General features: G+C 73.1%; 19 protein-coding genes and 1 tRNA gene. 8 read left to right on the top strand and 12 right to left on the bottom strand.

Translation table 11 applies throughout. From position 1 onward, the window contains the following. Positions 1-21: 21 nt before the first annotated feature. On the top strand, positions 22-411 hold the full coding sequence (locus ASE25_RS16775) for a helix-turn-helix domain-containing protein (RefSeq protein WP_056826742.1): 390 nt from the start codon (positions 22-24) through the stop codon (positions 409-411). On the opposite strand, the gene ASE25_RS16770 is transcribed toward ASE25_RS16775, so the two are convergent. Continuing rightward, a complete protein-coding gene (locus ASE25_RS16770; protein WP_235508740.1) occupies positions 401-1,534 on the bottom strand; it encodes a uroporphyrinogen-III synthase in 1,134 nt (377 codons plus the stop codon). The genes ASE25_RS16775 and ASE25_RS16770 overlap by 11 nt on opposite strands. Before the next feature lie 77 nt (positions 1,535-1,611). After that, on the bottom strand, positions 1,612-2,640 hold the full coding sequence (cobA, locus tag ASE25_RS16765) for a uroporphyrinogen-III C-methyltransferase (RefSeq protein ID WP_056826740.1): 1,029 nt from the start codon (positions 2,638-2,640) through the stop codon (positions 1,612-1,614). Positions 2,641-2,848: 208 nt separating this feature from the next. Here cobA and ASE25_RS16760 point away from each other — a divergent pair, with 208 nt between their 5' ends. Beyond that, complete coding sequence (locus ASE25_RS16760) at positions 2,849-3,550, top strand: sirohydrochlorin chelatase (protein ID WP_056826739.1); 702 nt, start codon at positions 2,849-2,851, stop codon at positions 3,548-3,550. Here the strand turns inward: ASE25_RS16760 and ASE25_RS16755 are convergent. The 3 genes from ASE25_RS16755 to ASE25_RS16745 all read right to left on the bottom strand — a co-directional run bounded on the left by ASE25_RS16755 (position 3,543) and on the right by ASE25_RS16745 (position 4,998). Continuing rightward, on the bottom strand, positions 3,543-3,908 hold the full coding sequence (locus ASE25_RS16755; protein ID WP_056778062.1) for a CrcB family protein: 366 nt from the start codon (positions 3,906-3,908) through the stop codon (positions 3,543-3,545). The genes ASE25_RS16760 and ASE25_RS16755 overlap by 8 nt on opposite strands. Continuing rightward, positions 3,905-4,270, bottom strand: coding sequence for a CrcB family protein (locus ASE25_RS16750; RefSeq protein ID WP_056778059.1), 366 nt, complete (start codon positions 4,268-4,270; stop codon positions 3,905-3,907). Before ASE25_RS16750 ends, ASE25_RS16755 begins: the two co-directional genes overlap by 4 nt. Positions 4,271-4,371: 101 nt before the next feature. Next, entirely contained in the window at positions 4,372-4,998 is a 627-nt protein-coding gene (locus ASE25_RS16745) for a WXG100 family type VII secretion target (protein ID WP_056826738.1), read from the bottom strand. Positions 4,999-5,122: 124 nt separating this feature from the next. Between ASE25_RS16745 and ASE25_RS16740 the strand changes: the two genes are divergently transcribed. Next, positions 5,123-5,776, top strand: coding sequence for a YigZ family protein (locus ASE25_RS16740; RefSeq protein WP_056826737.1), 654 nt, complete (start codon positions 5,123-5,125; stop codon positions 5,774-5,776). A gap of 73 nt (positions 5,777-5,849) precedes the next feature. Next, on the top strand, positions 5,850-6,422 hold the full coding sequence (locus ASE25_RS16735; protein ID WP_056826736.1) for an HhH-GPD-type base excision DNA repair protein: 573 nt from the start codon (positions 5,850-5,852) through the stop codon (positions 6,420-6,422). A 103-nt stretch (positions 6,423-6,525) separates the two neighbouring features. On the opposite strand, the gene ASE25_RS16730 is transcribed toward ASE25_RS16735, so the two are convergent. After that, complete coding sequence (locus ASE25_RS16730) at positions 6,526-7,896, bottom strand: cystathionine beta-synthase (RefSeq protein ID WP_056778051.1); 1,371 nt, start codon at positions 7,894-7,896, stop codon at positions 6,526-6,528. A gap of 156 nt (positions 7,897-8,052) precedes the next feature. Between ASE25_RS16730 and ASE25_RS16725 the strand changes: the two genes are divergently transcribed. Further along, a complete protein-coding gene (locus ASE25_RS16725) occupies positions 8,053-9,213 on the top strand; it encodes an SGNH/GDSL hydrolase family protein (protein ID WP_056826735.1) in 1,161 nt (386 codons plus the stop codon). A 62-nt stretch (positions 9,214-9,275) separates the two neighbouring features. Here ASE25_RS16725 and ASE25_RS16720 read toward each other — a convergent pair whose 3' ends face one another. Continuing rightward, positions 9,276-10,037 carry a hypothetical protein gene (locus ASE25_RS16720; protein WP_056778045.1) on the bottom strand — a complete coding sequence of 254 codons (762 nt, stop codon included), beginning with the start codon at positions 10,035-10,037 and terminating at the stop codon, positions 9,276-9,278. Positions 10,038-10,359: 322 nt separating this feature from the next. On the opposite strand from ASE25_RS16720, the gene ASE25_RS16715 reads away from it, so the two are divergent. After that, positions 10,360-11,583, top strand: coding sequence for an acetyl-CoA C-acetyltransferase (locus ASE25_RS16715; RefSeq protein WP_056826734.1), 1,224 nt, complete (start codon positions 10,360-10,362; stop codon positions 11,581-11,583). Between the two features lie 87 nt (positions 11,584-11,670). Here ASE25_RS16715 and ASE25_RS16710 read toward each other — a convergent pair whose 3' ends face one another. Further along, entirely contained in the window at positions 11,671-11,970 is a 300-nt protein-coding gene (locus ASE25_RS16710; protein ID WP_056826733.1) for a hypothetical protein, read from the bottom strand. A gap of 22 nt (positions 11,971-11,992) precedes the next feature. After that, entirely contained in the window at positions 11,993-12,874 is an 882-nt protein-coding gene (locus ASE25_RS16705; RefSeq protein WP_056778039.1) for a Bax inhibitor-1/YccA family protein, read from the bottom strand. Between the two features lie 185 nt (positions 12,875-13,059). On the opposite strand from ASE25_RS16705, the gene ASE25_RS16700 reads away from it, so the two are divergent. Then, positions 13,060-13,134: transfer RNA gene (locus ASE25_RS16700), tRNA-Leu, on the top strand. Between the two features lie 191 nt (positions 13,135-13,325). Then, positions 13,326-14,909: a polyprenol phosphomannose-dependent alpha 1,6 mannosyltransferase MptB gene (mptB, locus tag ASE25_RS16695; RefSeq protein WP_056778036.1), complete on the top strand. Its 1,584-nt coding sequence runs from the start codon at positions 13,326-13,328 to the stop codon at positions 14,907-14,909. 19 nt (positions 14,910-14,928) lie between these two features. Here mptB and ASE25_RS16690 read toward each other — a convergent pair whose 3' ends face one another. The 3 genes from ASE25_RS16690 to ASE25_RS16680 are packed head-to-tail and all read right to left on the bottom strand — an operon-like array spanning position 14,929 to position 17,296. Next, a complete protein-coding gene (locus ASE25_RS16690; RefSeq protein ID WP_056826732.1) occupies positions 14,929-15,903 on the bottom strand; it encodes a Ppx/GppA phosphatase family protein in 975 nt (324 codons plus the stop codon). Beyond that, complete coding sequence (locus ASE25_RS16685) at positions 15,896-16,471, bottom strand: DUF501 domain-containing protein (protein ID WP_056778031.1); 576 nt, start codon at positions 16,469-16,471, stop codon at positions 15,896-15,898. Before ASE25_RS16685 ends, ASE25_RS16690 begins: the two co-directional genes overlap by 8 nt. Before the next feature lie 57 nt (positions 16,472-16,528). Continuing rightward, positions 16,529-17,296, bottom strand: a complete 768-nt coding sequence (locus ASE25_RS16680; protein ID WP_056826731.1) for a septum formation initiator family protein — start codon at positions 17,294-17,296, stop codon at positions 16,529-16,531. Positions 17,297-17,300: the final 4 nt, after the last annotated feature.

Below are 17,300 nucleotides of genomic sequence, written 5' to 3'. Positions count from 1 at the left end.
ACTTTGAAGTAAGGTACTGACATGACGGTTAGTCCCACCCTGCGTCGGCACTTCCCCGACGGCGTCTTCGCCTCCGACTGCCCCAGCCGCGTGGTGCTGGACCACGTGACGAGCAAGTGGGGCACGCTCGTCATCCTCGCCCTCGCCGAGGGCGATCCGCTGCGGTGGAGCGAGCTGCGCCGTCGCGCCGAAGGCGTCAGCGAGAAGATGCTCGCCCAGACCCTGCGCATGCTCGAGGCCGACGGGCTCGTCCACCGGGACGCCCGGCCGGTCGTCCCGCCGCACGTCGAGTACACCCTCACCGCCCGTGGCGGCGAGCTCGCCGAGCGGATGGTGCCGCTCATGGACTGGATCGCCGACCACGCGCCCGCGATCGTCGGCGACGCCGAGGCGGCCGCCGCTACACGTTGAGCCGGTAGCCCCGTCGCACCACGGTCTGCACGAGGTGACGGTCGGGCAGCGCCGACCGGAGCCGGCTCACGGCCATGTCGAGCGCGTGCTCGTTCTCGGCCTCGGGCAGCTCGTCGAGGAGCCGCTCGCGGCTCAGCACCGCGCCCGGCTCGGACATCAGGGCGGCGAGCATCGCCCGCGGCCCGCGGGCCAGGGTCACCGTCTCGCCGCCGAAGGTCACGACCCGCCCGTGCACGACGAGCGGACCCAGCGCGGTCTGGACCTCGGCGACACCGTTGAGCGTCAGGTGCTCGACGACGGTGCGGATGAGCGCGCCCATCCGGAAGCGGTCGGGCACGATCGGTGTGACCCCGAGGTCGAGCAGCGGCGCCGCCGTCACCGGTCCCACCGCAGCGGCCGTGACGCCGCACCGCAGGGCATCGACGAGCACGCCGTCCATGCCGAGCTGCGCTGCGGCAGAGACGAGTCCGTCGACGGCCGGCGCCGACGTGAAGGTGACGACGTCGACCTCACGGGCCGCAACGGCCGCGACGAGACGTCCCAGCCGGCTCTCGTCGGTCGGCCGCACCCAGCGGTAGGGCGCCACGGTCAGCACCGTCGCCCCGGACGACCGCAGCCGTTCGAGCTGCTCGACGTCCTCGTGGCCGTGCAGCTGCACGGCGACCCGCCTCCCGACGACGCCGCCCTCGAGGGCGAGCCCGACGGTCGACGCGGTCCGCTCGTCGTCGGCGATGCCGTCGTCGTCGTGACCGGCCGCCCGCACGGCGCCCCGCGCCTTGGGTCCGCGGACGATGATGCGGGCGTGGTCGAGGGTTCGCGCCAGGTCCTCACCGAGACCGGCCGCATCGGCCGCCTCGATCCAGCGCCGGAAGCCGTAGGCCGTCGTGACGATGACGACGTCGGGGCGGCAGTCGATGACGGCGCGCGTGTCACCGATGAGGATCTCGTCCTCCTCGACAGGGGCGATGCGCACGGCCGGCGCGTGCAGCACCTCGGCGCCGCGGCGCACGAAGGCGTCGATGAGGTCTCCCGACCGCCGGTCGGACGTCACGGCGATCCGGAAGCCGTCGAGCACCGGACCGGTGGGGTCCACACGCACGGCGTCGGGATCGGGTCCCGTCAGCTCGGCCGACCACGCCGTGGGCGGGTGGCTGCGCCGCGCCACCCCGGCTGCTCGCGTGGACGAGACGCTCGGCTCGCTCACGCGACGACGTCCATCGCGAGGCCGTCGGCGCCCCGGGCCCCCACGCGACGCGCCCAGACCTCGGCCTGGCGCACGACCTCGCCGACGACGATGACCGACGGCGACGACGCCCCGGCCCGGGTGACGAGGTCGGGCAGCGTGGCGAGGGTCCCGACGATGCTGCGCTGGTCCGGGGTGAAGCCGCGCTCGACGACGGCAGCCGGGGTGTCTGCGGCGAGTCCGGCCCGGGCCAGCGCCGTCGTCAGCGGGACGAGGTTGTGCATCCCCATGAGGAAGACGACGGTTCCCCCGAGTCCCGCGAGCGCGCGCGCCTGCTCGGGCTCGAGCGGCACGTGGCCCGACACGACGGTGAAGGCGTGGCTGACACCGCGGTGGGTCACCGGTATGCCGGCACTCCCCGGCACGCCGACGGCCGACGAGACCCCGGGCACGACCGTCACGGGCAGCCCCGCCTCGACGGCCGCCGCGACCTCCTCGCCGCCCCGGCCGAAGACGTAGGGGTCGCCACCCTTGAGCCGCACGACCGTGAGGCCGGCGAGGGCCCGCGCGACCATGATCCGCTCGATCTCGTCCTGGGGCACCGCGTGGTGTCCCGGCCGCTTGCCCACGTCGACGACCTCCGCCCCCGGGGCGAGGCGGGCGATGTCACCGACCTCGGCGAGCCGGTCGGTGAGCACGACGTCGGCCTCCGCGAGGGCGCGGATCCCGGCGAGCGTCAGCAGCTCGAGACCCCCGGGACCCGCCCCCACGAGGACGACCCGGCCCCGGGGCGCGTCCGGGACCGGCTCGGTCACGACGGGGCACCGTCCCGCGAGCGCGTCACGGACCGAGGCCCACCCGGCTCCGGGCCCGACGAGCACCGCGAGCCGCGCACGTGTGCACACCTCGTGCGTCACGTCCCCCGGCGAGGCGGCGACCGTGACCACGGCACCGGCCCGCTGGTGACGACGCACGACGGGGGCGGTGAGGCCCGGAGGCCCCACGACGAGCACGGGTAGTCCCGTCAGGTCGGTCTCGATCAGCACGGCGTCCTCCCGTCACAGCTCGTGGTCCACGTCGGCTCCCACGGTAGGAAGTGCGTGTTTCGTCTGCGTTTCCGTCCCGCGATGCCCCGGTAACGGCGGACTCACCCGGGCGTATGCGTCCCGTGCGGTCGCCCGACCGGGTCCCGACGCGCGTCCCACGACACCCACGCTCCGACCCGACCTGAGGCCGACCTGACAGAGTGAGCCCATGACCAGCCCCGTGCCCGCACCGGCGCCCGTGCTCGTGGCGGTGGCGCACGGCACGTCGTCCGCCGCCGGCCGGTCGGCCATCGGCAGCCTCGTCGCGGCGGTCGCCGCGCGACGCCCGGACCTCACCGTCCGTGCGGCGTTCGTCGACGTGCAGCCCCCGGACCCTGCCGCCGTGCTGTCGTCCCTGCACGACGACGCGCCCGCCCGTCTGGTGCCACTGCTCCTGTCGGCCGGCTACCACGTCTACGTCGACCTCGCCGAGGCCGCCGAGCGAGTGCCCGGCACCACGGTCGCACCGGCCCTCGGCCCCGACGACCGCCTTGCCGACCTGCTGCGCGACCGGCTCGTGGCGGCCGGGCTGCGGGACGACGACGCCGTCGTGCTCGGTGCGGCCGGGTCGTCGCAGGCCTCGGCGGTCGCCGACTGCGAGCGCGTCGCCGCCGCGCTCGGCCGGCGTCTGGGGCGAACCGTCGTAGCCGGCTACCTGTCGGCCGCCGAGCCGAAGCTCGCCGACGCCGTTGCAGCGCAACGCGTTCCGGGACGTCGCGTGGTCGTCGCCACCTACCTTCTCGCACCCGGGTTCTTCGCCGACCTCGCCGGCCGGTCCGGCGCGGACGTCGTCACCCCGCCGCTCCTGCTGCCCCACGAACCCGCGCCCGAGGCGCTCGTCGACGTCGTCGTCGAGCGCTACCTCAGCTGACGAGGGCCCAGGCGCCCCAGGCCGCGAACAGCCCGAGTGCCACGTTGACGGCGATGTTGCCGACGGCGTCACGGCGACGGTTCTCGAGCCACAGCTCCACCGTGTCGGCCGCGAGCGTCGACAGGGTCGACAGGCCGCCGCAGAAGCCACCGATGAGGACGAGCGACCACGTCGGCCCCAGCTCGACCCGGTCGGCCACGACGGCTCCACCGACCACAGACGCCACGACGTTGGCGGCGAGCACGCCGAAGGGCAGCGGACGCTTCGTCAGCGTCCGCACGAGCCACGTGCGCAGGAGGGCGCCGATCGAGCCGGCTCCCACGGCAAGCGCCCAGCCCCACCACGCGACCGCGCTCACGCGGTCTCCCTGTCACCCTCGGTGAGCAGACCACCCAGCCACATGCCCAGCGCCGCCGCGGCCACCCCGAGGACGATGCTCGTCAGCAGGCCGAGCGCGACGGCGTACCCGGGGGTGCCGTCGACGAAGGCGATGCTGAGCGCTGAGAAGGACGTCAGCGAGCCGAGGCCGCCCGAGGCGAGCATCGAGCGCAGTCGGGGCCGCACGGGAAGCCGGACGAGCACGCCGAGCAGGAAGGCACCGACGACGTTGATGACGCTGATCCGCGGGTCCCAGCCGGCCGCGCCGCTGCCGCCCATCGTCAGGAGCAGCCGGAGCAGCGTGCCCACGGCGCCGCCGAGGGCCACTGCGAACGGGTGCATGGCGCCAGTCTCTCAGCCCGGGCACGGCTGTCCGCGCGAGGCCACGGTCCGGGCGAGCCGCGACCCGACCGTGCTGAGCCCTCCCGACGGCTCGGGCGTCCTCAGCGGATCGGCAGGCCGAGACCGTGCGCTGCCGCCGCTGCCACGTCGGCAGGAAGGACCGGGCCGTACGTCGCGTCGACCGGCCCCGACCCGGCACCGACGGACGGGCTGCCGAACCAGTGACCCCAACCCATCCCGTGCAGCGGCTGCGGAACGCCCGGCGTGACGAGCGGTCGACCGCCGTCCGGGCCCCACCCGACGAAGACCTGCGACCACGCGGCGGCGGACGCGGCGTGCAGCATGGGTCGACCCCCGTGACCACGCCCGTGACCTTCCCCGTGGCCACCTGTGTGACCGCCCGCGGGCGCCACAGCACCACCTCCACCGCCGACGCCGTGGTGCGACCCTCCGGCGACGGAGCTGCCGCTCGAGCGGTGCTGGAGGTCGGCGTTGTCGTGCAGGCGTCGCGACAGCCGGTCGAACTCCGTGCTGATGCGCGTGAGGTCGTGCTCGACCCGCCGCCACCGCTCGACGAGGTGTTGCAGGTCCGGCCCCTGCCAGGCCCGCTGCATCGTCGACACGGCTCGCTGCCCACGGGCGCGGACGACGTCGACCTCACGGCCGAACGACGCCATCCGGCCCGCCGAGTCGCGCAGCGCGTCGACGTCAGCACCCTTCGAGAACACAGATCTCTCCCCTTCACCCCTGCACACCGGGCCCATCCTCACCTGCCGGCGCCGCCCCGTGCAATGGGGAGCCCTCCCCGGTTCGACGGCATACTCGGAGCGTCCCGCCCACCGCCCGAGAGGTATGCCGCTGAGCCCGCCACGTCGCTACCTCACCCTCGCGTCCCCGGCCTCCGCCGAGCTCGAGGTGAAGCGGTCGCGCTTCGTGTGCGACGTCGCGCCGGTGCCGTCCGAGGAGGACGCCCGGGCGTTCGTCGAGTCGGTGCGGTCGGCCACGCGGGACGCGCGTCACCACTGCACGGCGTTCGTCCTGGGGACCGACGGTGGCACGCAGCGCAGCAACGACGACGGCGAGCCGTCGGGCACGGCCGGCGCGCCGATGCTCGACGTGCTGCGCGGACAGGGCCTGACCGACGTCGTCGCCGTCGTGACCCGGTGGTTCGGTGGCACCCTGCTCGGCACGGGGGGCCTGATCCGCGCGTACGGGGACGCCGTCTCCGCCGCCGTCGACGCTGCGACGGTGGTGGCGTACGCGCGGCGCGAGGGGCTCGTCGTCACGGTGGGCAGCGCCGACGGGCCCCGCGTCGAGAACGCCTTGCGGGGCCACCCGGGCTGCGCCGTCACCTCGACGACGTGGGGCGCAACCGGGCTCGTCCTCGACGTCGCGGTCGAGCCCGGCACGGGGGACACCGTGCGCGGGCTCGTCGGCGCGCTCACCGCAGGCGCGGGAGAGGTCACCGGCGGACCCGGGTCATGGGTCCGGGTCCCGACCCGGTAGCCCTCCCCTCCCGGCCGCCCCCGGTCCCCGCCGGTCCCGCCGTCAGGCGACGGACGCGTGAGAGCATGCCTGCATGGCCTTCCACATCGCCAACGAACCCGCCGCGGACCAGGTCCTCGACGAGCACCCCTTCGCCGTCGTCGTCGGGATGATGCTCGACCAGCAGTACGGCATGGAGCACGCGTTCCGCGGCGGCTACAAGGTGCTGAGCCGCTTCGGCACCCTCGAGCCGGCCGCGATCGCCGCCGCCGACCCCGAGGAGTTCAAGGCCATGGCCAGCACTCCCCCGGCGATCCACCGCTTCCCCGGCTCGATGGCGGCCCGGCTGCAGGAGCTCGCCGCCCTCGTCGAGGACCGCTACGACGGCGACGTGACCCGGCTCTGGACCGAGGCGACGACGGGCAAGGAGCTGTTCAAGCGGGTCCAGGAGCTGCCGGGCTTCGGCAAGCAGAAGGCACAGATCTTCGTGGCGCTGCTCGCCAAGCAGCTCGGGGTCCGGCCGGAGGGCTGGGAGGCCGTCGCCGGTGACTACGCGCTCGACGGCTACCGCTCGGTGGCCGACGTCGTCGACGGCGACTCCCTCCTCAAGGTGCGGGAGTTCAAGCAGGCCAAGAAGGCCGAGGCGAAGGCCAAGCAGAACGCCTGAGCCACACCACGCTCCGTACGTATGCCGCTGGGCTCGCTTCTCGTGGAAGCGAGCCCAGCGGCATACTGCGTCTCAGGCGAGAGCTGACCGGGAGCTGACGGGGTCAGTCGGCGAGGAAGCCGAGCAGGTCGGCCCGGGTCAGCACACCGATCGGCTTGCCGTCCTCGACGACGAGGATCGCGTCGGACTCCTCGAGCTCCTTGCGGGCCGCCGAGACGGGTGAGCCGGCGCCGACGAGGGGCAGGCCCTTCTCCATGTGCTTCTCGACGGAGTCGGCGAGGTGCGCCTGACCGGTGAAGAGCGCTGCGAGCAGGGCCCGCTCGCTGACCGAGCCCGCGACCTCGCCGGACATGACGGGCGGCTCGGCCTTGACGACCGGCATCTGCGAGACGCCGTACTCGCGCAGGATCTGCACGGCGTCGCGGATCGTCTCGTTGGGGTGCGTGTGCACGAGGGCCGGCATGTCACCGGACTTGCCGTGGAGCACGGACCCGACCGTCGCCTCGGTGTGGTCGTTGAGGAAGCCGTAGGAGTGCATCCACTCGTCGTTGAAGATCTTGCTCATGTAGCCGCGGCCCGAGTCGGGCAGCAGCACGACCATGACGGCGTCCTCGGGCAGGTCCTTCGCGGCACGCAGCGCGGCCACGACGGCCATGCCGCACGAGCCACCGACGAGCAGGCCCTCCTCGCGGGCGAGTCGACGGGTCATCTCGAAGGAGTCGGCGTCGCTGACGGCGATGACGTCGTCGACGACGGACGGGTCGTAGGCGCCCGGCCAGAAGTCCTCACCGACTCCCTCGACGAGGTAGGGGCGGCCCGTGCCGCCGGAGTAGACGGAGCCCTCCGGGTCGGCCGCGATGATGCGCACGGCGCCGTCGCTGACCTCCTTGAGGTACTTGCCGGTGCCGCTGATCGTGCCGCCCGTGCCCGCGCCCGCGACGAAGTGCGTGATGCGCCCGTCGGTGTCGCGCCAGATCTCGGGTCCGGTCGTCAGGTAGTGGCTGTTCGGACCCTCGGGGTTGTAGTACTGGTTCGGCTTCCACGCGCCGTCGATCTCGCGGACGAGGCGGTCGGAGACGGAGTAGTAGGAGTCGGGGTGCTCGGGCTCGACGGCCGTCGGGCAGACGACGACCTCGGCGCCGTAGGCCTTGAGCACGTCGCGCTTGTCCTGGCTCACCTTGTCGGGGCAGACGAACACGCAGTGGTAGCCGCGGCGCTGCGCCACGAGGGCCAGACCGACACCGGTGTTGCCGCTCGTCGGCTCGACGATGGTGCCGCCGGGCTTCAGCAGGCCGTCCCGCTCGGCGGCCTCGACCATGCGCAGGGCGATGCGGTCCTTCACCGAGCCGCCGGGGTTGAAGTACTCGACCTTCGCCAGCACCGTGCACCTCACCCCCGCGTCCGCGACGACGGAACCGAGCTTGACCAGGGGCGTATTGCCGACGAGGTCGGCGACGTTCTCTGCGTACTTCACGCGTCCATCCTAGGAGGGCCGTCCCACGGTCCGAGACACGCGGGTGCCCGCCACCGCGCCGGCAGGACGTGCGAAGCGGCACGGAGCGTCCGGCCCGGGCGTTACCGTGGTGGACCCGGTCGAGCATCTCGACACGGCAGAGGAAGGGGGTCCGGCATGGGGCGTGCACGACGCGCGCGCAAGATCGCCCAGGCGGCCGCCTACGGCGGTGGGATGGGGGTCGCCGGTCTCGGCGCGCTCGGAGCCCTCGGCTACGGCATCCTGCGCGGCGAGGCGATGATGGCCCGGAGGATCGTGGGCCAGCACTTCGAGGGCGCACCGTCCGACAGCGGCACCTACGGGGCCGGCTCGGGGACGGCGGTGCGGTTCCTCGTGCTCGGCGACTCGACCGGGGTCGGGATGGGCGCCGAACACCCCCACCAGACGGTCGGGGCGACGATCGCGAGCGGCATCGCCGCCTTCAGCGGCCGCCCTGTCGAGCTGACCAACGTCGCCGTCATCGGCGCCGAGTCGACCGGCCTCGACGAGCAGCTCGAGCGCGGCCTCGCGGCCGTCCCCCAGCCCGACGTCGCCGTCATCATGGTCGGCGCCAACGACGTGACCCACCGCATCGACCGTTCGATCGCCGTGCGCCACCTCGAGATGGCCGTGTGCGGCCTACGGGAGGCCGGGGCCGAGGTCGTCGTCGGCACGTGCCCCGACCTCGGCGCCATCCAGCCCGTGCCCCAGCCGCTGCGCCTGCTCGCCCGCCGCTGGTCGCGTGACCTCGCAGCGGCCCAGACCGTCGCCGTCGTCGAGGCCGGCGGACGCGCCGTGTCGATCGGCGACCTGCTCAGCGAGGCGTTCTCGGCCGAGCCCCATGTCATGTTCAGCAAGGACCGCTTCCACCCGAGCCCGGCCGGCTACGCCCGCGTCGCCGCCGCCCTGCTCCCGACGGTGAGCGCGGCGCTCGACCTCTTCGGCGAGGGCAGTGCCCCCACCGAGCCCAACCTGCGGCGCGGCGAGAGCGTCGGGCCCCTGGCGGTGGCCGCGACCAAGGCGGTGACCCAGCCGGGCACCGAGGTGGCACCGGCCGAGGTGGGCGGCCAGGCGCGCGGAGCCCACGGACGCTGGGCCGTGCTGCTGCACCGCATCCGCCCCACCGTGCCCGACGACCCGACCGCGCCGGATGCTGGGACGTCCGGGACGGCACACGCCCTCGGTGACCTGGACCCGGCCCCGTCGGACGTCACCGACCGGACGGACTCGGCCGACCACACCGCCGGCACCGACGAGCGGCCGCCCGGCGGCCGCGCCGAGGACCCCGTCCTGCACTGATCGGGACATGCCGAAGGGGCCGCCCGCTGATGCGGACGGCCCCTTCGCAGGGGTGGACGAGGTCAGCTGATCTTCATGATCTGGCTGGCGTCGGGCGCCTTGATGCCGAGGTCGGCGTTCCACTGCGAGAAGTCGAGCTGACCGGGGCTGGCCTTGGAGCCGGTGAAGCGCACGACCTCGAACTTGTCCTTCGAGACGTAGAGCGCGCCCTCCGACTTGCCCTTCTTGTCGGTGAGGACCCAGCAGTCCACGCCGCCGACGTTCTCGCTCGCGACGTCGGTGGCCAGCTGCTGGGGCGTGACCGCGCCGAAGGCCTTCTGGAGGAAGGTGTTGAGGCTGAGGCTCTGGGTCATCGACCCGGCCGAGGACGGCGCCTTGATGAACTTGTCGCCGGCGTTCTGCACCGACGCCGGAGCGCCCTGCTTCTTCCAGAAGGTCGCGTCGCCCTGGATGTAGACGGCGTCGCCGACGGAGATGACGCGCGCCTTGCCGTCGCCCTCGAGTTCGATGGTGATGTCGGCGGTCTTGCCGTCGCTCGTGCCCTTGAAGTCGATCTTGATCGTCTTGCCGCTCTGGTCGACCTGGCCGACGAAGGCGCCCGACGTCGCTGCGAGCGCGTTCGTCTTGGCCTTGTCGAGGATCTCCGACGCCTCGGGGGCGTCGCTGGCGGCCGACGTGGACGAGCTCGCCGAGGCGGCGGGCGTCGACGCACTGGAGCTGGTGGAGCCGGTGGCGGGCGTCTCGGACTTCGAGCACGCGGCGGCGCCGAGGCTGATCGCGATCGCGCCGGACACGGCGACGACGCGGGTCGTGAAGGTCTTCATGGTGGGCGTGCCCCCTGATCGTCGGAGGGTCCGGCGTGAGCGTCCGGACCCGGCCGGCGCGTGGAGGCGCCGACAACTCATCCACCCTAGCGGTCGCCCTGGCGGACCTCGGAGTCGTACCCGCTCGGCGGGAGGCGTCCTCGGTGCGCCCTGTCGGGGCGCAGCGGACCGAGCGTTCGCGTGGGGTGGGCGAGACGCACGTCATGGCCGGTGGCCTGTCCAACCGGCGCGAGGACGTCCTACCATCGTGGGGACTGAGCAAGCGCTTAGTCGCCCGTCGCACCGCCGCGCGGGCCGTCGATGCTGCACCAGGAGATCCCCCGTGACCGAAGCCGTCATCGTCTCGACCGCCCGCTCGCCGTTCGGCCGGGCCTTCAAGGGCTCGCTCAAGGAGGTCCGTCCCGACGACCTCGCCGCGACCGTCATCCAGGCCGCGCTCGACAAGGTGCCCGCCCTCGACAAGCGCCTCGTCGAGGACCTCTACCTCGGCTGCGCCGAGCCCTCGGGCCGGCACGGCTCCAACATGGCCAAGGTCGTCGCCACGCTCCTCGACCTCGACGCCACCCCTGCCGCGACGATCAACCGCTTCTGCGCCTCCTCGGCCCAGACGACGCGGATGGCCTTCCACGCGATCAAGGCCGGCGAGGGCGACATCTTCGTCTCGGCCGGTGTCGAGTGCGTCTCGCAGTACACCGACTGGGCCGGCGCCGGTGGCGCCAAGGAGGACCAGCAGAACGGCCGCTTCGCCGATGCCCAGGCCCGCACCAAGCGCATTGCCGAGACCAACGAGACGTGGACCGACCCCCGCGAGGAGGGCCTGCTCCCCGACATCTACATCGCGATGGGCCAGACGGCCGAGAACGTCGCGACGGCCTACGGCATCTCGCGCGAGCGCCAGGACGAGTGGGGGGTCACGAGCCAGAACCGCGCCGAGGCCGCCATCGGGCGGGGCTTCTTCGACTGGGAGATCACGCCGGTCACGACGCCCGACGGCACCGTCGTGAGCAAGGACGACGGCCCCCGCGCCGGCGTCACCCTCGAGGCCGTCCAAGGACTCAACCCCGTCTTCCGGCAGGAAGGCACGGTCACGGCCGGCAACTGCTGCCCCCTCAACGACGGCGCCGCGGCGCTCGTCATCATGAGCGACACCAAGGCCAAGGAGCTCGGCCTCGAGCCGCTCGCCCGCGTCGTCTCGACGGCCGCGACGGGCCTCTCCCCCGAGATCATGGGCCTCGGTCCGGTCGAGGCGACGAACCTCGCGCTCAAGCGGGCCGGACTGTCGATCGGCGACATCGACCTCTACGAGATCAACGAGGCCTTCGCCGCGCAGGTCATCGGGTCGGCCGACCAGATCGGCATGGACTACGACAAGCTCAACGTCAACGGCGGTGCCATCGCGATCGGCCACCCGTTCGGCGCCACCGGAGCCCGCATCACCGGCACGCTCATCAACGCGCTCCGCGAGCGTGACGGCCAGTTCGGCCTCGAGACGATGTGCGTCGGCGGCGGCCAGGGCATGGCCGTCGTCTTCGAGCGCCTCAGCTGAGGCTCCACACCCCGGCACCACGTCGAGTGGGCACCCTCCCCGCCGGGAGGGTGCCCACTCGACGTTCGGGGCCGGGGAGGTCCTCGACTAGAGGGAACGGCGTATGCCGGCGAGCTCGTCCGCGACTTCGGCCGGGTCAGCGTCTGGCTCGGCCCGGAAGAGGTCGAGGACCATGACGGCCAGCTGCTCCATGACGACGGCCGGGCCGAGGTCGGGCACCGGCTGCGCATCGACGCCACGGGACCCGGCCACCCGGTCGGCGAGCCTCTGGACGAGGGGCCGGACGGACGGCATACGCGAAAGCGCGTGGTCGAGCGGCAGCTGGTGCCACCGCTCGACCACGCGCCGGAGCTCGTCGGACACCTCGTGCGGGGTCGGCGAACCCACGCTCTGAGGTGTCACGAGCGCGTCAGTCGCGCAGACGCGCGAAGAGGCGGACGAACTCGATGTAGAGCCAGACGATCGAGACGATGAGGCCGTGGGCGAGCAGCCACGAGTACTTCTTCGGGGCGCCCATCTGGACCGCACGGTCGATCGAGTCGAAGTCGATGGCCAGGGAGTACGACGCGAGGCCGACGCCGAGGATCGACAGGCCGATGCCGAGCATGCCGCTGCCGCCGAAGCCCCAGCCGTCGATGACGCCGGTCATGAGGAGCACGACCTGCAGCAGCGAGAAGAGGCCGTAGCCGACGATCGCGAAGAAGAACATCCGGCGCGTCTTGTCGTTGACCTTGACGAAGCCGGTCGCGTAGCCGACGTACATGGCCACGAAGACGCAGAGCGTGGCGAGGACGGCCATCTGCACGACGCCGTCGTAGTCCGGGATCGCCGCGATGTACTGGCTGAAGGCGCCGAGGAAGGCACCCTGCAGCACGGCGTAGACCATGAGCAGCGGCACCGAGACCGTCTTCATGAAGGCGATGACGAAGCCGAGGATCAGCGTGCCGAACATGCCGCCGAGCCAGAACGGCAGCGTCATGTCGGTGTTGGCCTCGGTCCAGAACCACGACACGAAGGCCACGGCGACCGTGACGACGAAGAGCGTGATGCTCTTGACGACGACGTCGTCGACCGTGACGCGACCGGTGTCGGCCGGGCCGGCCGGCGGCTGCGCGTACATCTCGTTGAGCTGCTGCGCCGTCATCGCGTCCTGGCCCGCGTAACCGGTCGTCGCAGCCTGGGTGCCCTGCTGCGCCTGCTGTGGGCTGCCCTGCGGCGAGCCGAAGCCGGCGTAGCGCTCCTTCTCGATCTGCTTGTTGAGCCGGTCGAAGACCGGGTTTCCACCTGCCATGTGAGTGCGCTCCTAAAAGCACTGGGTGCCACGACCCGCGACTGGGCGTGGCGACTGTCCCCAAGAGTAAGCGAACGCACCCCACCGGAAGGTTCCCGCGCGCGAGAAGTGCTCGCCCGACACGGGATCGTGACGCGCGCCGCGGTGACCCCGGCGACCCGGCACGACGGCATACTGGGGACCCTGCCCCCGTGGCCCAATCGGCAGAGGCAGGCGACTTAAAATCGCCACAGGTGAGGGTTCGAGTCCCTCCGGGGGTACGTCACGGGCGTCGACTGTCCGGCACGGTTCGGTAACGCCCGGCTCACGCCTTGGCGTGGCACGGCACGCACGCGCCCGCTCCGCCTAGACTGGCCGTCGAGACCGAGGTCCAGGGGCCCTTCCGATGCGCTCCTTCCCGACCTGTACCGCACCTCGAGTGCGAACCCCTCACCACACGAAGGAGCAGCGGGTGCTGGAGCATCGTGTCGCCGGCGCGACGACCGCTGCTCCGCCGCGCGCGGCCTGGGTCGTCGACCCGCGCGTCGTCGACTTCGGTGACCGCCTCTCCGCCGCGCTCCGGCGCACGTGGGCCGACCCGATGGTCCGGCGCGGCACGCTCGGCACGACCCTCGTGGCCGCCGGCTCCGTCAGCCCCGCCTTCCTGCCCGCCGACACCTTCGAGCTGCCCGCCTCGCCGCTCATCGAGCGCTTCGGCCTCGTGTGGCTCGGCTCGGGCGCCGGACGGGTCCTCACGACGATCCTGCTCGCCGTCGGCATGGCCCTGCTCGTCGACGCGTGGCTGCGGATGCGCCCCGTGCACGGCCGCAAGGCCCCGTCGATGGCCTGGCTCTTCTGGAGCCTGCCGATCATGCTCGCGCCGCCGCTCTTCAGCCGCGACGCCTACAGCTACGCCGCGCAGGGACAGATCGTCCTGCGCGGGATGGACCCGTATGCCGTGGGGCCGTTCTGGGTGCCCGGCCCCTTCGCCGACCAGGTCGACCCGATGTGGATCGACACGCCGGCGCCCTACGGTCCGCTCGCACTGCAGGTCCAGCACCTCGTCGTCAGCATCTTCCCGGAGAACGCCTACGTCTCGGCCCTGGCCATGCGCGTGCCGGCGCTCCTCGCGGTCGGGCTGCTCGCCTACGCCCTGCCGCGCCTCGCCGAGCGCTACGGCGTCAGTGGTCGGCACGCCCTCTGGCTCGGCGTGCTCAACCCGCTCGTCCTCATGCACTTCGTCGGCGGAGGCCACGGCGACGCCGTGATGGTCGCCCTCGTGACCTTCGCCCTGCTCCTCGCGAGCCGCGGCCAGTTCGTCGTCGCGGCCGTGACGATCGCCGCGGCCGCCGCCTACAAGCAGACGGCCGTCCTCGCGCTCATCGGCGTCGTCGGCATGGCCCTGCAGGCGCAGACCGATCTCGAGCCCGGAGCTCCTGCACGGCTGAAGGCGATGGTCCGGCACGGCCTCGTCTACGGCGGCGTCACCGCGGCCGCCTTCACGGCGATCACGGCGGTCTCCGGTCTGGGCTGGGGCTGGATCCCCAACCTCTCCGTGCCCGTGTCGCTGCGCTCGATGCTCTCGCCGCCGACGTTCGTCGGCAGCGTCGTCGAGTGGCTGCTGAGGCTCGCCGGCATGCCCGAGAGCGTGACCTCGGCGCCCGTCCCCATCGCCCAGACGATCGGGCTGCTCCTGGGTCTGGCCGCCATCGCCTGGATCACCTGGCGCGTCGCGCCGCGCAACCCGGTGCTCGCCACGGCCGGAGCCCTGCTCGTGCTCTGCGCCTCGGGTCCGGTCATCCACCCGTGGTACCTCCTCTGGGGAGGGCTGCTCCTCGCCGCGGTGCGCCTCTCGGCGAAGCACGTGCGCGCTGTCGTCTTCGTGACACTCTTCTTCGTCACCTACGGCGTCGTCGACGCGACGGTCTCCAACGGCACGTGGGCGCTCGGCGTCTCGGCCGCGCTCTGGATGGCGGCCCGCCTGCGCGCCAACCGCCGTCGCGTGCACGAGCAGGCCGACGAGCCCTTCCTCGCTGCCGCGCTCCCCCGCCGCTGACCCGCCGGTCAGGCGTCGGTCAGCTGCGCCGGGCCGCGCTGAGGGCGATGCCGTCGAGGATGTCGTGCTCGGACGTGACGACCTCGGTGACGCCTGCACGGTCGACGACCCGCTCGACGATGCGGCGCCACACGAGCGCACCGGCGCCGATGACGTCGACGCGTCCCGGGTGCATGTAGGGCAGCTCGGCGCGCCGCGCGCGCGGCATCGCCAGCAGGTCGTCGCAGGCGGCGACCATGTCGGCCGGGGTGGAGCGGGCCAGGTGGATGCGCTCGGGGTCGTATGCCGGCAGGCGCAGCAGGTGCGCCGTGATCGTCGTGACGCTGCCGGCCAGACCGACGAGCGTCGCGACGCCCTCGAGCGGGACGACGGACTCCGCGACGTCCAGTGCGGCGTCGATGTCCCGGGTGGCAGCGGCGACCTCAACGTGGGTGGCGGGGTCGGTCACGAGGTGTCGCTCGGTCATCCGGACACAGCCGATGTCGACCGAGCGTGCGGCCTCCACGTGGTCGGTGCCGCGGACGAGCTCGGTCGAGCCGCCGCCGAGGTCGACGACGAGGTAAGGCCCGGAGACACCTTGGGCCGCCAGGCCACCCGTGGCACCGGCGAACGACAGTGCGGCCTCCTCGTCACCGGAGACGACCTCAGGCGAGACCTCGGAGCCGTAGTGCTCGACGAAGGCCGCGCGCACACCTTCGATGAAGTCCGAGGCGTTGCGCGCGTCGCGGGACGCCGAGGTGGCGACGAAGCGCACGTGCACGGCGCCCAGCTCACGGCACGAGGCGGCATACTCCCGCGTGACGGCGAGCGTGCGCTCCATCGACTCGGGGGCGATGACACCGGTGCGGTCCACACCGTGGCCGAGGCGGACGATCTCCATCCGGCGCAGCACGTCGGTGAGCGCCCCTGTCCGCGGGTCGACGTCGGCGACGAGCAGACGGATCGAGTTGGTGCCGCAGTCGATCGCGCCGACGCGGACGAGCCCGTCACTCACCCGGGGCTCCCTCGACGCCGGCGTCCTCGGCTGCGTGCAGGGCTGCGCACGACGTCGGCAGCCACCAGTCGTCGAGCATCGCGAGGGCCTCGTCGCCGAGCGGGTTGACGCCCGGACCGGCCGCCAGGGAGTGTCCGACGAGGACATGGAGGCACTTGACGCGGGTGGGCATGCCACCGGCCGAGATGCCGTCGATCTCGGGCACCTCTCCCAGCTCCGCCCGCTGCGCGAGGTAGTGCTCGTGCGCCCTCGCGTAGGCGGCGGCGAGCTCCTCGTCGTGGGCGAGCCGCTCGGTCATCTCCTTCATGACCCCGGCCGTCTCGAGGGTGCTCACCGCGCCGGTGAGGCGCGGGCACGTCGCGTAGTACGTCGTCGGGAAGGGAGTGCCGTCGGGCAGGCGGGGTTCGGTGCGCAGGACGTCGGGCTCCCCGCACGGGCAGCGGTGGGCCACCTCGGCCACACCGCGCGGGCGGCGACCGAGCTGGCGCTCGACGGCGTCGAGGTCGGCGACCTCGACGTGGTGGGCGCCGGCGGCGGCCGGTGCGGACGGACGGGAGGGGTCGCTCACGCGGGACTCACTTCTCGGGCTCTCAGGGGCGCCGGGTTGCCGTGGGTGACGACGAGGTCACTTGGGGCGGTTGACCCCGGCGGTGGGTCGGTCGGCGATCTGGATGGACTGCCACACCTTGCCGTACCACGGCGATGCGGCGTTGGCCATGGGCGCGGCGACGACGGGGCGCTCCGAAGCGGGAGCGCTCGCCTCGTTGGTCGACGGGTCGATGACGGTGTAGGCGCGGTCGCCGACCCGCACGAACTTGAGGCGTTCGCGGGCCTGGACCTCGATGTAGGCGGGGTCCTTCCACAGCGCGGCCTCGCGCTCGAGCTGGGCCACGGTGTCACGCTGGGCGGCGACCTTGTCCTGCATGGCCGCGGCGTCGCCCCGCTGCTGGACGAGCGAGCGGAGGGTGGGCACGATGGTCACGGCGAGCATCACGAGGATGCCGAGCAGGATGGCACCGCGCACCCAGGCCGTCGAGGCCGACGGCGGGGCCGTCTGCGGGGTGCGGGGGCGGGCCGCGAGGGCCGGACGCTCCTTGCCGGCTCCGGGACGGCTCGCGCGCGCAGCCCCGGGACGGGACTGGCCCGGCCGGGTGGCGGACGAGCGGCTCGCGCCCGCACGGCTGGTCGACCGGGCCGAGGACGGGCGACCGGTGGACGTCGAGCCCGACGTCCCGGCACCGGCCCCCGGCTTCGACGTGGCCTTCGGACCGGGCTTCGGACCGGGCTTCGCACCCGGGGCCTGGGCCTGCCGGGGGGAGGCCGGTCGCGCGCCACCGCCCGAGCGGCCCGTCGACGACGGGCGGCCCGGGCGGGACGGCGTGCGGTCGGCCACGAGC

It is taken from the genome of Terrabacter sp. Root85 (assembly GCF_001429185.1).
Classification (GTDB): domain Bacteria; phylum Actinomycetota; class Actinomycetes; order Actinomycetales; family Dermatophilaceae; genus Terrabacter.
This window is presented reverse-complemented; position numbering and strand designations above follow the sequence as displayed.

Bases quoted from the DNA above. Each gene is read 5' to 3' on its own strand.
- ASE25_RS16775 (WP_056826742.1), top strand. From the start codon at position 22: ATGACGGTTAGTCCCACCCTGCGTCGGCACTTCCCCGACGGCGTCTTC.
- ASE25_RS16760 (WP_056826739.1), top strand. From the start codon at position 2,849: ATGACCAGCCCCGTGCCCGCACCGGCGCCCGTGCTCGTGGCGGTGGCG.
- ASE25_RS16750 (WP_056778059.1), bottom strand. From the start codon at position 4,270: ATGCACCCGTTCGCAGTGGCCCTCGGCGGCGCCGTGGGCACGCTGCTC.
- ASE25_RS16740 (WP_056826737.1), top strand. From the start codon at position 5,123: ATGCCGCTGAGCCCGCCACGTCGCTACCTCACCCTCGCGTCCCCGGCC.
- ASE25_RS16735 (WP_056826736.1), top strand. From the start codon at position 5,850: ATGGCCTTCCACATCGCCAACGAACCCGCCGCGGACCAGGTCCTCGAC.
- ASE25_RS16725 (WP_056826735.1), top strand. From the start codon at position 8,053: ATGGGGCGTGCACGACGCGCGCGCAAGATCGCCCAGGCGGCCGCCTAC.
- ASE25_RS16720 (WP_056778045.1), bottom strand. From the start codon at position 10,037: ATGAAGACCTTCACGACCCGCGTCGTCGCCGTGTCCGGCGCGATCGCG.
- ASE25_RS16705 (WP_056778039.1), bottom strand. From the start codon at position 12,874: ATGGCAGGTGGAAACCCGGTCTTCGACCGGCTCAACAAGCAGATCGAG.